Raw genomic sequence first — 14557 nt, forward strand, 5'->3', positions numbered from 1 at the left:
TGTTAATTAGCTAATACTACTCTCATCTGTGTATAGGAAGAGTTTAATATGTTGGCTCTATGTCTAGAAGAGTTCATTCAAACACTAACCTTCCACTGGTGTTTTCTGACTATAAGCAATATTCTCCCCAGCACTGGAATACATAATACCTAGAGAATCCAATTAGAAATCTCTTAAAATCTACAAGGAAACATTGAGAGAGCTGTCCTATTTATTTACCCTAATCTCTATCCACTTCAAACAGCAATCCATGAATACCTACATACTGTGTAGCTGAACCTCCAATGTTAGTAATCTTTATAATGTACTTTGTACTAGAGGCTTCAAGCTCCAACCAGTATCATCAGAACCACCACCAGATATAGGGCTATCATTAGTACCAGTTCCATACAGTAAAGTCCTAAATAAAGTACCGCCAGATATACCAGAAGGATTATTGAATATTTGAGTGTGTGCTACATTAGTTGAATTTCTATTCCTCTGGATTAGGTTAACTGCGATAGTGCCTACTGTAGTAATTGTAGGAGCTTCGTAAAACTCTACTTGTAAAACTCTGTCTGAAACTATATCCACCACTTTCATAGCAACCTCATGTATGTCGGAAGGTGTTCTAATCTCAAAGTAATAAGAAGTCCCATTATTTATTACAGGTAGAATCTGCGAATATCTATAAGCCTGTCCTAAGTGTCTGCTGTGGTGTTCTGGTGTCATTGCAATAAGAAACTGTGATTCATAGTCTACATACGGAAATGTGAGCTTTGGCATAGTTATTACTTCCTTTATTTTCTTTGTCTTGCAATTAGATCTTCTATCAAGAACACTATCTAATAAATATCTTAAGAAGCAAGGTTTTATAACATTAACCGAAAGTTATCTATAATTAAGTAATTCTTATTGAACCGATGTGTACCGAACGGTACGCACAGTGGTGTGAGAGGTCGCTGAATAAAATAATTATTCAGCTCCTACTCGATTACAAATTAAGGTTTAAACTGCAAAGTTCAGCATATCATAACCAACTATTGTAAATTTATTAAAGTTTTGTTACAATAATTTGTATAGAATAAATGGAGGAATATTATGGAAAACGACTATAAGAAGAAATTTTATAAAAAATGGTGGTTTTATTTAATAGTTATATTTATTATTTTGGGTGCTGGGACAGGCTATTATTTTTATACTGCTCATGCAGCGGGGAAAATGTCCGAAAATAATTTTAATAAGAATATAAGTATAAATAAAGAGGGCACAGTAATTCTAAAAGATAAGACAAAGGCAGCAGTAAAAGTTAGAAGTGAAAATGAAATTTATGATGAAATACACAAAATGGCAAATACAAAAATTGTAGCTGAGGACAATAAGGTATGGGGGCAAATTAAAATTACTCCTGAAGTTTGTAATAAGTTAATAGTTGAATTAAGTTATTCAAACTATGCTGATAAAGATGCTTTAATAAAGTGGCTTATGGAGTGGAAAAATAAAAACTATTCTAGTAGTGTTGAAATACATAATTATGTATGGAGTAAGTTAAATGGAAATGTAGGAAAAGCAACGGAGCTGAAAAAGTAAAGGGATAAAAATATTCCTTTACTTTTTTATTTTATAGGGTGAAAAGTGTACCTCTATCTATAAGTTTCCCTTTAGACAAAAATATAGGTCTTATGTCTTCCTGTATCAAAAATTTTAATACAGTATTTTTATACAAATAATTATTTAAATCACCGAAAAAAGCAATATTTCCTTCTTCTAAAATGCCACAGGTACCACCTATAAAACCATAATTTAGTCCTGGTAATTCAATGTCACCAGGTGGAAGGAGCAGAACCTTCATACCATTAGTTTTAAGAACATTATGTATTTTTATATCACTTGTAATAGCAGCAGAATCACTTATAAGAGCGGTAGAACATTTGCTATAACCCTGTTTTACATCACATAATTTTTTGCCTTTTATTTTAGATAGTAAATTTTTATCTGTATATTTTAAATTGTGTAAAAAAATATGCTTTGTGTTCAAGGCATTTAAACATATATCTTCAGGATATTTATCTTTAAGGTTTTTATAAGTTTTAGTAACATTATAATCTAAATTGTCTATTATATTTATGAAGGATGTATCCATATCCTTGTGAACTATTATATTCTTTTTATCTATAATGTGAAGAAGCATGTCAGGGTGTCCGCATACAGCATTGTACAAGTGGCCACTAGGTGGAACTATTATAGAATTAAATCCATTTTTATACAGGTTTTCTTTTTCAGTTTCGCTGGTTCTGAAATCTATTAATACATTTTTCAATTTTATATACCTCAAAAATTTAAAATTATTTATTTTATTTTAGCATAATTTTTTTATTTTTACTTAAAATAAAATGCATATACATTTAGATTAAACACATACTACTTGTAAGAAAGGAGTGAGAATATGCTTCTAAAAAGCATTGTATATAACGGAGAAAAAGAAGATATAATAGATGGATTAGAGTATATAAAGCACAATTTAGAGTTAAAAGGAATAAAAGTAGGCATCTCAGAAAGTATAGAAAATAGAACTCACTTCGTTAAAATGTTTTGCAGCGATGAATTTTTTAATTCCCGAGTGGAATACAATTTTAATCTGTATTTAAGTATGGTTTTATATGAAATTATGACTAAAGAATTTTATAATAAAAAATTGATAGAATTTCTAAATGAAAATTACTTTTTCCTTAAAGCCGAAGAAATAAAAGATCTAAAGAGCATTTGTAAGGATTCCTTTCTATGCAATGGAAAAATAAAAGATGAAAATGAGGTATATTATATAAATAGGAAAAATTCAATTACAAAGAAAATATTTTCCTGTGTAAGTGAAAATGAGTTGATAAATATAGAGGGATTTATTAGATTTAGAATTAAAGAGATGGAAAGTGATTTCCAGGCTATAGTAGATAAATCAGTAGAAAAATATATGATAGATAAAGAGTATAATGAATTTATCAACCTCTTAAAATATTTTGTAGACATACAAGAGAGTAAAATAGATGAGGTGAATATATATCCCGATGCCAATGAAAGATATATTATTAAGGATAAGGATGGAAAAGATATAGGCAGAGATTTAGTAAAGAATTTAAAAAACACAAAGTATGATAGTAAGGAAAATCAGGAGGATATAATTATTAGCGGTCTTATAACATTATCACCAAGAAGTATAGTTATTCATAATGTAGAGGAATTTAAAAAAAGAGAATTAATAGATACCATAAGTAATGTGTTCGAAGATAAGGTTAAATTCTATGATGATAATGAAGAAAGAGAAAGTTTAAAGGATAAGCTAGAAAAAATAAATAAAGATCTTATAAAAGTTTGAGTTAAGTATTTAGTTATTGACATATACGAACTTGTAGCATAAAATATGTCTTATAGAGATTATAATTGATAAAAGCTATGAAAAGGAAGAGTAAATATATACTGTTCTAAGAGAGAGAAATCATTTGCTGAGAGATTTCTTGAATAAGATTTATTGAAAACCACCTTTGAGTTAAAGGCTGAATTGAGTAGGCTATTTCGTTTATCGACGTTAAGATAATAAGTGAATACTGATTTTGATGCAGTATTAATTTGAGTGGAACCGCGAAACAAACTCGTCTCATTATTGAGATGAGTTTTATTTTTTGTTATCAGGAGGTAAAATTTATGGTTAAAGTTACATTAAAAGATGGTAAAGTTTTAGATGTGGAACAGGGAACATCTATTGAAGAAATTGCTAAAAATATAAGTATTGGTCTCTATAAAAAGAGTTTAGGGGCTAGGGTTAATGGTAAAAGAACAGAATTAATGGCAAAAATAGAAGAGGATTGTACTCTTGAAATATTGACTTTTGAAGATGCAGACGGAAAATGGATATTAAGACATACTGCTTCACATATATTAGCTCAGGCAGTAAAGAGACTATATCCAAAGGTAAAATTGGCTATTGGTCCAGCTATAGACAATGGATTTTATTATGATTTTGATGCGGATTTTCCAATAACAGTAGATACTTTAACTGCTATAGAAAAGGAAATGTCTAAGATAGTAAAGGAAAATTTACCCCTTGAAAGATTTGAACTTCCAAGAAATGAAGCTATTGATTTTATGAAACAAAGGGGAGAGGACTATAAGGTAGAACTTATAGAAGATCTACCTGAAGGAGAAATAATTTCATTTTATAAGCAGGGAGATTTTACGGATCTCTGTGCAGGACCCCATGTACCTTCTACTGGAAAAGTTAAAGCTTTCAAGCTCCTTTCAGTGGCCGGAGCTTACTGGAGAGGTAATGAAAAAAATAAAATGCTTCAAAGAATATATGGTACAGCCTTTGTAAAAAAAGCTGAATTAGATGAGTATCTAAATATGCTTGAAGAAGCTAAAAAGAGAGATCATAGAAAACTTGGAAAAGAACTTGATTTATTCAGTATTCATGAAGAAGGACCTGGTTTTCCATTTTTCCATCCAAAGGGAATGGTTGTTAGAAATCTTTTAGAGAATTATTGGAGAGAAGTGCATACAAAGGCAGGTTATGATGAAATAAGAACTCCTATTATATTAAATGAAGAGTTGTGGCATCAATCAGGACACTGGGATCATTATAAAGAAAATATGTATTTTACAAAAATAGATGACAATGATTATGCTATAAAACCTATGAATTGTCCTGGATCTATATTGGTTTACAAGAATTCAATACATTCCTATAGAGAACTTCCAATAAGACTTGGAGAACTTGGACTTGTGCACAGACACGAAAAATCAGGAGCACTTCAAGGTCTTATGAGGGTAAGATGCTTTACTCAGGATGATGCTCATATATTTATGACAAGAGATCAGATTACAGAGGAAATTTTAGGAGTAATAAAGCTCATCGATTCCTTTTATAAAGTGTTTGGATTTGAATATTTTGTGGAACTTTCCACAAGACCAGAAGATTCTATGGGAAGTGATGAAGATTGGGAAATAGCTACTAAGGGATTGATAGAGGCATTAAATGCAGTAGGTCTTAAATATGAAGTAAATGAAGGGGATGGAGCTTTCTATGGCCCTAAAATAGATTTCCATCTCAAAGATTGTATAGGAAGAACATGGCAATGCGGTACAATTCAATTGGACTTCCAGATGCCTGAAAGATTTGATTTAACTTATATTGCTGCAGATGGTGAAAAGCATAGACCGGTAATGGTTCATAGAGTTGTATTTGGAAGTATAGAAAGATTTATAGGAATACTAATAGAACATTATGCAGGAGCCTTCCCTACTTGGCTTGCACCAGTTCAGCTTAAAGTTATGAATATAACAGAAAATCAAGTTGAGTACTTAAATGAAATAGTTGCAATACTAAAGAAGGAAGGATTCAGAGTAGAAAGTGATATAAGAAATGAAAAGATTGGATACAAAATCAGAGAGGCGCAGCTTCAAAAAATACCATATATGCTGATAATAGGAGACAATGAGATGAAAGGTGGAAATGTTTCCGTACGAAGCAGAAAAGAAGGAGATTTAGGAAGTTTAAATATAGAAGATCTTATATTAAAATTAAAAGCTGAAATAGATGAAAAAGTAAATAATTTATAAATATATTGACAATCTATGAGATAGGTAGTATAATGTTATATGTCAAGAAGAAACATGCCGTTTCTCACCTTACAGCATTGCTAGTTAGGTTTATTTTAATCTTTGATTATTATTGAGGACGGCATTTGTCGTCCTTTTTATTTTGTATAAATACCTATCCTAGTGATTATTTACTAAGGTCCTTGCCTCATAATATATGAGTGACAACAGTATATGACAGGGTATTAATTTATCTAGACCTAAAGGATTGCAAGAGTTTGATGAGTAAGCTTAATTGATTATGCATGTTTCTTTTTTATTAAGTTCGGAGGTGAAAATCATTAGTAAGAACAGTAAATTTCTCATTAATGAAGAGATTAGAGAAAAAAAAGTAAGGGTTATAGGAAATGATAATTCACAGCTTGGGATAATCTCCACTAGAGAAGCTATAGAAATGGCTGAAGAACAGGATTTAGACTTAGTTCTTATATCACCAGGTGCAGACCCACCAGTTTGCAGAATTATGAACTTTGGTAAGTTCATATATGAGCAAAATAAAAAAGAAAAAGAAAATAAAAAAAATCAAAAGGTAGTAGTAATTAAAGAAATTAGATTGAGTACTACTATTGAAGAACATGATATATCAATTAAAGCTAACAATGCTAGAAAATTTTTACTTGACGGAGACAAGGTAAAAGTTACTGTTAGATTTAGAGGAAGAGAAGCGGATTATGCCTTCAAGGGCAATAAAATATTGGATAACTTTGTTTCTAAACTAGATGACATTTATGTCATCGAAAAAAGAGCAAAGCTTGAAGGAAGAAATATGACAATGGTTTTAGCTCCTAAAAGAGCATAATCGAGGGGAGGAAATTATTATGCCAAAAATGAAAACTAAGAGAGCAGCAGCTAAGAGATTTAAGCTTACAGGTACTGGAAAACTTAAGAGAGCAAAGGCTTTTAAAAGTCACATATTAACTAAAAAGAGTACAAAGACAAAGAGAAACTTAAGAAAAACTGGATATGTTTCTGTAACACAAGAAAAGACAATGAAGAAATTGTTACCATACCTATAAGGGGATTGGTTTTTAAGGAGGTTTTTTAAATGGCAAGAGTAAAGAGAGCTATGAATGCTCGTAAGTATCATAAAAAAATATTAAAACTTGCAAAAGGTTACTATGGTGGAAAGAGCAAGTTATTTAAAACTGCTAACGAAAGTGTTATCAGAGCATTAAGAAATGCATATGTTGGAAGAAGATTAAAGAAAAGAGATTTTAGAAAGCTTTGGATAGCTAGAATAAATGCAGCTACAAGAATAAATGGTCTTTCTTATTCAAGATTCATTAATGGAATCAAATTAGCTGGTATAGATCTTAACAGAAAAATGCTTTCAGAAATAGCTATAAATGATCCTAAAGCTTTCTCAGAGTTAGTTGAAGCAGCTAAGAAACAATTAGCTTAGGTCTGTAAAAATAAATAACAAATCATATATATTATATATTGTATGTGTACATATATTAATCAAAGGTTTATGATTTAATTAGAATACAAAATAATATAGTATATTGATGAGTTATTTTAAATTTGTATATAAAAAACAGCCTATTAGGCTGTTTTTTTATTAAAAGAGTGTTATTAGTTTTGTATTAATGCTGTGAAGTATGTTTACCCTTTAAAGTAAGGATTGATATAATATTGGAAATTATAAAAAGTAAGGATAATACGATAATTAAGGACATAAAAAAGCTTCAGGAAAAGAAGTATAGAAACATTTATAATAGATTTATAGTAGAAGGATTTAGGTTTGTTTCAGAAGCATTGGAATCAAATTTTAATGTAATCTATGTTATAATCAGTGAGTCTATAGAAGAAAAATTTGAAAAGATTGGTTTAAACCAGAAAATTAAGGGAAGTACTAAAATTATTAAGGTTTCAGAATCTATATTAAAGAGTATATGCAGCACAGACAATCCACAGGGAATTGCCGCAGTGGTAAGTAATAGAGAAATCAATGTTGACTATGATGAGGGATTTTATATATTAGCAGACAGGGTACAGGATCCAGGCAATATGGGAACCATTATAAGAACAGCAAATGCTGCGGGGGCAAAAGGCATTATAGTAACTAAAGGATCTGTAGATATATATAATAGTAAGACTTTGAGATCTACTATGGGTTCTATATTTAAAATACCTATAATAATAGATGAAGATTTAGTACATATAAAAGAATTTAAAGAGCAGGGTTTTAAAATTGTGGTGAGTTCTCTTGATACAAAAAATAATTTTTATGATATAGATCTTACTGGGAAGATCATTATTGCGGTGGGAAATGAAGGCAGCGGAATCAGTGAGGAGATTTATGGAATTTCTGATGTGAGAGTAAAAATACCAATGCCTGGTAATACGGAGTCATTAAATGTAGGTATAGCAGCGGGAATAATGATGTTTGAGGCTGTTAGACAGAAAAATAGTTGAAAAAGAACTTTATCCTAGTTATAATGTTAAATATAGTTTTATAAATAAACTTTGATGGAGAGAGTAAGTATAGAAGTTATCTTACAGGGAAAAGAGATTTTAAATTGAGAGTCTCTTTAGATAGAATATACTGAAGTTCACTCTGGAGTTCTGATGGTGAAAGTATTTTTAGTAATGTTTTTAGAAATATTCTGTAGCTTTCAGCGGTTAAAACCGATACATTTTTAAGAGGACATTTTTGTCAATTAGGGTGGTACCGCGGATACTTCGTCCCTTTAGAGGGGATAGAAGTTTTTTTGTTTTTTGATAGTTAATTTTGATCATAATTTTAAACAAAAAAGATTATTTGTATTTTATTAAATTGTCAAAAAGTATATTTACTATTTTAAAAATAATTTTATTTATAAGGAGAAAATTTATGAAGGAAAAATTAGAAGATATAAAGAAAAGTGCCATTGCTGAACTAAAAAGTTCTGTCAGCAAAGAAGAAATTGAAAAATTAAGAGTAAAATATCTGGGTAAAAAAGGAGAACTTACACAGATATTAAGGGGGATGGGTACCCTCTCAAAGGAAGAAAGACCTGTAATAGGTAAAATTGCCAATGAAGTAAGAGAGACAATAGAAGGTATAATAAATACATCTATGGATTCTATAAAGAAAAAGGAAAAGGAAGAAAAGTTAAAAAGTGAAGTTATAGATATTTCTCTTCCAGGAAAAAAGCAGACTATAGGTCATAGAAATCCACTAGACATAACTCTTAGAAAAACTGAAGAAATTTTCCGTTCCATGGGATTTACTGTGGAAGAAGGACCAGAAGTAGAATATGATAAATACAATTTTGAAATGCTGAATATACCTAAAGGTCATCCTGCAAGAGGTGAACAGGATACTTTCTATATAAATGATAACATAGTTTTAAGAACACAGACTTCACCAGTACAGATAAGAACTATGTTAAATCAAAAGCCGCCTATAAAGATGATATCCCCTGGAAAAGTATATAGATCAGATGCAGCAGATGCTACTCACTCTCCTATTTTTTATCAGGTAGAGGGACTTGTAGTAGATAAGGGAATAACTTTTGCAGATATGAAGGGAACTCTTGAAATGTATATAAAGAAGATGTTTGGAGAGAATGTGAAGACAAAATTCAGACCTCATCATTTCCCATTTACAGAACCTTCAGCAGAACTTGATATTTCCTGCTTCGCCTGCGGGGGAGAAGGCTGTAAGGTGTGTAAGGGAGAAGGCTTTATAGAAATGTATGGCTGCGGTATGGTTCATCCACAAGTTCTAAGAAATTGTGGTATAGATCCAGAAGTATATAGCGGCTTTGCCTTTGGAGTAGGACTTGATAGAATAGTTATGCAGACTCTTGGGATAGATGATATAAGACAATTATATGAAAGCGATATGAGATTTTTAGATCAATTTTAAAAAATAATCAATCATTGAAAAGTTTAAAAGTTTAAATTGTTTTTTATTTTATTTAAACAATTTTAATAGAAATTAAGATTTAAGAATTAAAATTAGAGATTTTTTTGAGCTTCATTTAAAAATTCAATATAAACTTTTATCAGCAAAGCCAAAAAAATTTACTATAACTTTCAATTCTTAACTTTTAATTCCTAACTAAATAAATTGGAGGTAAATTTTATGAAAGTACCAGTAGAATGGTTAAAGGATTATGTTCACATAGATTTAGATGCAAAAAAGTTAGGAGACGCCTTAACTCTATCAGGATCAAAAGTAGAAGAGGTAATAACCAGCGGTGACGAAATTCAGAAAGTGGTTACAGGAAAAATATTAAAAATTGAACCCCATCCTGATGCAGAAAAGTTAGTGGTATGCCAGATAGAAGTGGGAGAGGACTTACCTATACAGATAGTAACTGGAGCAAATAATATGCAGGAGAATGATATTGTACCAGTGGCTCTTCATGGTTCAAGTCTTCCTGGAGGCATAAAGATAAAGAAGGGGAAATTAAGAGGAATTCCTTCTAATGGTATGATGTGTTCAGAGGAAGAATTGGGCCTCGCTGAAGAAGGCACTGCTCATGGACTTATGATTTTACCTGAAGACACTGTGGTAGGAAAAAATATTAAAGAAGTATTAAATCTTGATAAGGCAGTAATTGATTTTGAAATAACCTCTAACAGGCCAGATTGCCTTAGCGTAATTGGAATTGCCAGAGAAACAGCTGCAACTCTTAATACAGAATACAAAATGCCCGAATTAAATTATAGCTGTAAGAGTACAGCTAATATCAATAATGAGATAAAAGTAGAAATAAAGGACAGTCTTTGCAGAAGGTATATGGCAAGAGGCGTAAAAAATGTAAAGATAGAAAAATCTCCTGCCTGGCTTGAAGAGAGACTTCTTCAGGCTGGAGTCAGACCTATAAACAATATAGTGGATATAACAAATTTTGTAATGCTTGAATTAGGTCAGCCTATGCATGCCTATGATAAGAGAGAGATAACTTCTGGCAGTATAGTAGTGGAAAAAGCAGAAGGAAATGAAAAATTTACAACTTTAGATGAAGTGGAAAGAGATTTAAATAGTGATATTTTGACTATTAAGGATGGCGAAAATATAGTTGGTTTAGCCGGAATTATGGGAGGGCTTGATTCAGAGGTTAAGGAAGATACTTCTGAAATAATATTTGAAGCTGCAAATTTTGATGGAACAAATATAAGAGTTTCTTCTCAAAAATTAAATATAAGAACAGAAGCTTCTGGAAGATTTGAAAAAGATTTAGATCCAAATCTTGTGGAAATGGCTATGAACAGAGCCTGCAATCTCATAGAGCAGCTGGGGGCAGGAGAAGTAATGGAAGGGACTATTGACATATATGATAATCCTGTAAAAGAACATTCTGTAGAAGTGGATACAAACTGGATAAATAGTTTCCTTGGACTTAACCTATCTAAAGAAGACATGAAGTCATACCTAGATAGACTGGAATTAAATACTGAAATTTTGGGAGATAAGCTTATAGTTAATGTACCTACCTTTAGAACAGATATAAATATAAGAGAAGATGTAGCAGAAGAAATAGTGAGAATTTATGGATACAATAACGTACCTTCTACTAATCTTAAGGTTTCCAGTGTAAGAACAGGAAGATACAGAAATCAGATTATTAAAGATATTGCTTTGGATACCCTTCTTGCCTGCGGTTTAAATGAAGCCATAACTTATTCCTTCGTAAGTCCTAAAGTATTTGATAAGATACTTTTGCCAGAGGAAAGTATTCTTAGAAGAGCTGTAGCTATAAGAAATCCGCTGGGAGAAGACTATAGTATAATGAGAACTACTACAGTTCCGTCTATGATGGAAGCTCTGGCTAGAAATTATTCAAGGAATAATGAAATAGTAAGACTTTTTGAAATAGGAAGAGTATATATTCCAGCGGAAGAGGCAGATAAGATACCAGAAGAAAAGAATATAATAACTGTAGGTTTGTATGGAAATGCAGATTATCTGGATTTAAAGGGAGTAGTAGAAAATATAATTGAAACTCTTGGCATTAAAAATGTAAATTACGAAAGAGAAATTGAAAATCCATCTTTCCATCCTGGCAAAACAGCCAAAGTTACTGTGAAAAATAAAGTCATAGGAACTTTAGGAGAAATTCATCCAGATGTATCAGAAAACTATGGAGTAGACACTGCCTGCTATATAGCTGAAATAGATTTTGATTTTATAGTAGAAAATGCAGTTATTGAGAGAAAATATAAGCCATTACCTAAGTTTCCGGCAGTAACAAGAGATATGGCATTAATACTGGATGAAGATATATTAGTTCAAAGTATAGAAGATATTATAAGTAAAAAAGGCGGCAATATAGTTGAAAGCTTTAAATTATTTGATATATATAAAGGTGCACAAATAGAAGAAGGAAAGAAAAGTGTTGCCTATTCTATAACCTATAGATCAGAGCATAAGACTCTTACAGATAAAGAAGTGGATAAAGCTCATGGTAAGATATTAAGTACTCTTGAACATGTATTAGGAGCTCAGCTAAGGTAGTATTTATTTAAGAGAAGAGAGTGTAAAGTTGATTAAATTTTTGTTAACTTTATGCTCTCAAATTTTAAACTCTCTGTCATTATAAGTTGTGTACTAGGTAATAATATGTTAAAATTAAAACTAGATGAATCTAAGAGGGTGTTAAACATGAGTTCCGTTACTGTAAGAGTTAATAACAAAGAATATAAACTAAAAGGCGACGAAAGAGAAGAATATTTACATGCAGTTGCTACTTATGTGGATAAAAAGATTAAGAACATAATGGAAAATAATTCTAAATTAAGTACAGCAGAGGCCTCTATTTTAACTGCATTGAATTTGGCAGATGATTTGTTTAAAGCTGGTTACTATAATGAAGAACTTTCCGATGAAATTGAAAAATTAAAAAATAACATAAAAAGTACTAAAGCTGAAATGGATGAACTTAAGGAAGAACTTACGAAGGTAAATGAAGAAAAAGAACAGCTTTTAGTTAAAGTAGAAGAACTTAAGGTAAATGAAGATACAATAGAAAAGGACAAGCAGATAGAAGAACTTACTCAGGCAGTAAATTTAAAACGAGAAAATAATGAGAAATACCTGGGTGAAATTAATCGTTTAAAATATGACAATAAAGATCTTAAGTTTAAACTGCAGACTGCAAAATATAAGATAATGGATTTGGAAAATAAGTATCTGGAAGGTCAGATTGCCTTGGCAAAGACTAAGAAGGAAGTCATAAAGAATATTAATAAGAAGTAAAGTAAAGGGAGTGCTGGATGTATTCCCTTGTTTGTTTTTTGACTGATAAATAAAGGATGATATTTTTTATAACAGAAAAACTCAAGGCTTGTTAGCCTTGAGCCATAATAATATCATATATTGCATACTAGCAACCGGATCCAGAGGTAGCTATTGCTCCAAGTGTTGCATTGTTGATATTAAGTGTGCCAACAGTAGCTACACCAACAACAGTAGCTACTACAGTATAGGTGCAGCAATCTTTAAAACAAGAATCACAATCGCAAACGAAAAATGAAAATGTTGTGGAAGAAAGTGCTGCTAATGAACCAAGAGCCCATGAAGGTCCAACTGGTATAGGTGTAGTTTGATTACCACAAAGTTTGAATACTTGTATACTTAATGTTCCAACAAAGGCAACGTCAACAACAAGATTACTTGCAAATTCCAGTTTAATACATGGATTTTTTAATTTTGAAGTATCTAAGCTAAGGGAAGCAAGTGTAAAAGTAGTGCCAGCAGTAGTAGCAACTGGTACTGTAGTTGAACTAGGACATCCACATTTTATTATAGTTGGATAATTTTTGTGATCATCGTAGTCGTCTTTTCTTCTCTTCTTGCAAGGTTCACAATCGTCATCATAATAATAGTCTTTTCTTGACCATGAATTCATAGATAAAATCCTCCTTTGGATTACATAAATTATATTAAAATACTCGGTTAATAATCAATTTCATGATTTTATCATTAGTTTCTACTATAATATATGAATTTTTTTGTAAAGAGTGATGATAAAACTTCATATCCATTAAATATATTGCATGGAATGGTTATTATCATCAGTATGAACTGGCATTTTTATAATGCCATTTTTATTATAGTAGAGACTAAGACATATTTATATTTAAATAGGTGAATAACAGTGAGATGTTTAATCTTCACTTAAATCCTCGTCTTCCTCTTCCTCATCGTAATGGTCTGGGAATAATGGCTCCAAGTTTTGATCTGGATAGAATTTAGGAACTGGAGCTCTTTCAAATACTTCACATGGTTTTTCCTCAGGTTCTTCTTCACATGGTTCTTTTGGAACTGGGCAATAGTCATAAGCTGGTATTAAAAGCTGAACGATGAGCTCGCATTTAACAATGATGTAGTAGCCTAATGTAATATCTAATACGGAGTTTCCATCGCAGTCTTTAGTTAAATCACCAGCTAAGGCATCTGCAACCATTTCAAGTTTTATAATATTGGAATCTAAATCTTTTGGATGAACAGGAGGTACAAAACTTGCAGAAATTTCAGCTATGGAGTCAGGACAATAAAATTTTCCTATAACATCTGTTCTATTAATTTCGTAGAATTCACTTTTGTTTACACCATCGCAATCAATGTAATCTGCATAGAAAGAAATAACATAGGAAATAATAATCTTTTTAAAGCCTTCCTTCCCTCTGATTGGATATTTATCTACAGATAGAAGAGTTATATTGAAATCTCTACTTCCGATATATCTCTTAGGATCTTTAAGGGGATCGCTCCTCAGCTCAGAATCTGTTTTTGTTGTATCAGGTCCTTCATCATATACAAGACATCTTTTTATTAGGCATTGATCAAATACTTTAGGGATTTCAACACAAACCAATTCAGAAGGATCTGGTAAACGCCCTTGTTTATTTACAAGTCCAGGACGTGGAACAAATTTATTAAAGTTAATGGACATAAATTCTCCTCCTTTTGGAAAATTCTTATAAATGT

The 14557-nt window shown here is 31.2% G+C and carries 14 protein-coding genes and 3 other annotated features; of the genes, 10 read left to right on the top strand and 4 right to left on the bottom strand.

Annotated elements, in window-relative coordinates:
* Positions 1–297: 297 nt before the first annotated feature.
* Entirely contained in the window at positions 298–765 is a 468-nt protein-coding gene (locus CLPA_RS08095; RefSeq protein ID WP_003443596.1) for a hypothetical protein, read from the bottom strand.
* Between the two features lie 315 nt (positions 766–1080).
* Between CLPA_RS08095 and CLPA_RS08100 the strand changes: the two genes are divergently transcribed.
* Positions 1081–1569: a DUF6241 domain-containing protein gene (locus CLPA_RS08100; protein ID WP_003443598.1), complete on the top strand. Its 489-nt coding sequence runs from the start codon at positions 1081–1083 to the stop codon at positions 1567–1569.
* A gap of 31 nt (positions 1570–1600) precedes the next feature.
* Here the strand turns inward: CLPA_RS08100 and CLPA_RS08105 are convergent, their stop codons facing one another.
* Positions 1601–2299: a DUF6873 family GME fold protein gene (locus CLPA_RS08105; RefSeq protein ID WP_003443601.1), complete on the bottom strand. Its 699-nt coding sequence runs from the start codon at positions 2297–2299 to the stop codon at positions 1601–1603.
* A 126-nt stretch (positions 2300–2425) separates the two neighbouring features.
* On the opposite strand from CLPA_RS08105, the gene ytxC reads away from it, so the two are divergent.
* The 9 genes from ytxC (at position 2426) to CLPA_RS08150 (ending at position 12823) form a co-directional block, all read left to right on the top strand.
* A complete protein-coding gene (ytxC, locus tag CLPA_RS08110; RefSeq protein ID WP_003443603.1) occupies positions 2426–3349 on the top strand; it encodes a putative sporulation protein YtxC in 924 nt (307 codons plus the stop codon).
* Positions 3350–3417: 68 nt separating this feature from the next.
* Positions 3418–3634 (top strand) — a binding site (T-box leader).
* Positions 3635–3675: 41 nt separating this feature from the next.
* Positions 3676–5589, top strand: a complete 1914-nt coding sequence (thrS, locus tag CLPA_RS08115) for a threonine--tRNA ligase (protein ID WP_003443605.1) — start codon at positions 3676–3678, stop codon at positions 5587–5589.
* A 38-nt stretch (positions 5590–5627) separates the two neighbouring features.
* Positions 5628–5735 (top strand) — a sequence feature (ribosomal protein L20 leader region).
* Positions 5736–5899: 164 nt separating this feature from the next.
* Entirely contained in the window at positions 5900–6427 is a 528-nt protein-coding gene (gene infC / locus CLPA_RS08120; RefSeq protein ID WP_034830795.1) for a translation initiation factor IF-3, read from the top strand.
* A gap of 19 nt (positions 6428–6446) precedes the next feature.
* The gene (gene rpmI, locus CLPA_RS08125) at positions 6447–6644 is read left to right on the top strand and encodes a 50S ribosomal protein L35 (protein WP_003443614.1); all 198 of its coding nucleotides are present in this window, start codon (positions 6447–6449) and stop codon (positions 6642–6644) included.
* Between the two features lie 29 nt (positions 6645–6673).
* Positions 6674–7030, top strand: a complete 357-nt coding sequence (rplT, locus tag CLPA_RS08130; RefSeq protein ID WP_003443616.1) for a 50S ribosomal protein L20 — start codon at positions 6674–6676, stop codon at positions 7028–7030.
* 233 nt (positions 7031–7263) lie between these two features.
* Entirely contained in the window at positions 7264–8046 is a 783-nt protein-coding gene (locus tag CLPA_RS08135) for a TrmH family RNA methyltransferase (protein ID WP_003443617.1), read from the top strand.
* A gap of 42 nt (positions 8047–8088) precedes the next feature.
* Positions 8089–8324: a binding site (T-box leader), on the top strand.
* Between the two features lie 140 nt (positions 8325–8464).
* Positions 8465–9484, top strand: a complete 1020-nt coding sequence (gene pheS / locus CLPA_RS08140; protein ID WP_003443620.1) for a phenylalanine--tRNA ligase subunit alpha — start codon at positions 8465–8467, stop codon at positions 9482–9484.
* Positions 9485–9703: 219 nt separating this feature from the next.
* Positions 9704–12082: a phenylalanine--tRNA ligase subunit beta gene (gene pheT, locus CLPA_RS08145; RefSeq protein ID WP_003443622.1), complete on the top strand. Its 2379-nt coding sequence runs from the start codon at positions 9704–9706 to the stop codon at positions 12080–12082.
* A gap of 105 nt (positions 12083–12187) precedes the next feature.
* Positions 12188–12823, top strand: a complete 636-nt coding sequence (locus CLPA_RS08150) for a cell division protein ZapA (protein ID WP_144311757.1) — start codon at positions 12188–12190, stop codon at positions 12821–12823.
* 127 nt (positions 12824–12950) lie between these two features.
* On the opposite strand, the gene CLPA_RS08155 is transcribed toward CLPA_RS08150, so the two are convergent.
* Positions 12951–13475, bottom strand: coding sequence for a DUF4489 domain-containing protein (locus tag CLPA_RS08155; protein WP_034830739.1), 525 nt, complete (start codon positions 13473–13475; stop codon positions 12951–12953).
* Positions 13476–13733: 258 nt separating this feature from the next.
* Positions 13734–14522, bottom strand: coding sequence for a hypothetical protein (locus CLPA_RS08160; RefSeq protein ID WP_003443628.1), 789 nt, complete (start codon positions 14520–14522; stop codon positions 13734–13736).
* Between the last annotated feature and the right edge of the window lie 35 nt (positions 14523–14557).

The organism is Clostridium pasteurianum DSM 525 = ATCC 6013, assembly GCF_000807255.1.
GTDB lineage: Bacteria > Bacillota > Clostridia > Clostridiales > Clostridiaceae > Clostridium_I > Clostridium_I pasteurianum.

Excerpts from the sequence above, each read along its gene's own strand:
- CLPA_RS08095 (WP_003443596.1), bottom strand. The coding sequence starts at position 765 with ATGCCAAAGCTCACATTTCCGTATGTAGACTATGAATCACAGTTTCTT.
- CLPA_RS08100 (WP_003443598.1), top strand. The coding sequence starts at position 1,081 with ATGGAAAACGACTATAAGAAGAAATTTTATAAAAAATGGTGGTTTTAT.
- ytxC (WP_003443603.1), top strand. The coding sequence starts at position 2,426 with ATGCTTCTAAAAAGCATTGTATATAACGGAGAAAAAGAAGATATAATA.
- thrS (WP_003443605.1), top strand. The coding sequence starts at position 3,676 with ATGGTTAAAGTTACATTAAAAGATGGTAAAGTTTTAGATGTGGAACAG.
- rpmI (WP_003443614.1), top strand. The coding sequence starts at position 6,447 with ATGCCAAAAATGAAAACTAAGAGAGCAGCAGCTAAGAGATTTAAGCTT.
- rplT (WP_003443616.1), top strand. The coding sequence starts at position 6,674 with ATGGCAAGAGTAAAGAGAGCTATGAATGCTCGTAAGTATCATAAAAAA.
- pheS (WP_003443620.1), top strand. The coding sequence starts at position 8,465 with ATGAAGGAAAAATTAGAAGATATAAAGAAAAGTGCCATTGCTGAACTA.
- pheT (WP_003443622.1), top strand. The coding sequence starts at position 9,704 with ATGAAAGTACCAGTAGAATGGTTAAAGGATTATGTTCACATAGATTTA.
- CLPA_RS08150 (WP_144311757.1), top strand. The coding sequence starts at position 12,188 with ATGTTAAAATTAAAACTAGATGAATCTAAGAGGGTGTTAAACATGAGT.
- CLPA_RS08155 (WP_034830739.1), bottom strand. The coding sequence starts at position 13,475 with ATGAATTCATGGTCAAGAAAAGACTATTATTATGATGACGATTGTGAA.
- CLPA_RS08160 (WP_003443628.1), bottom strand. The coding sequence starts at position 14,522 with ATGTCCATTAACTTTAATAAATTTGTTCCACGTCCTGGACTTGTAAAT.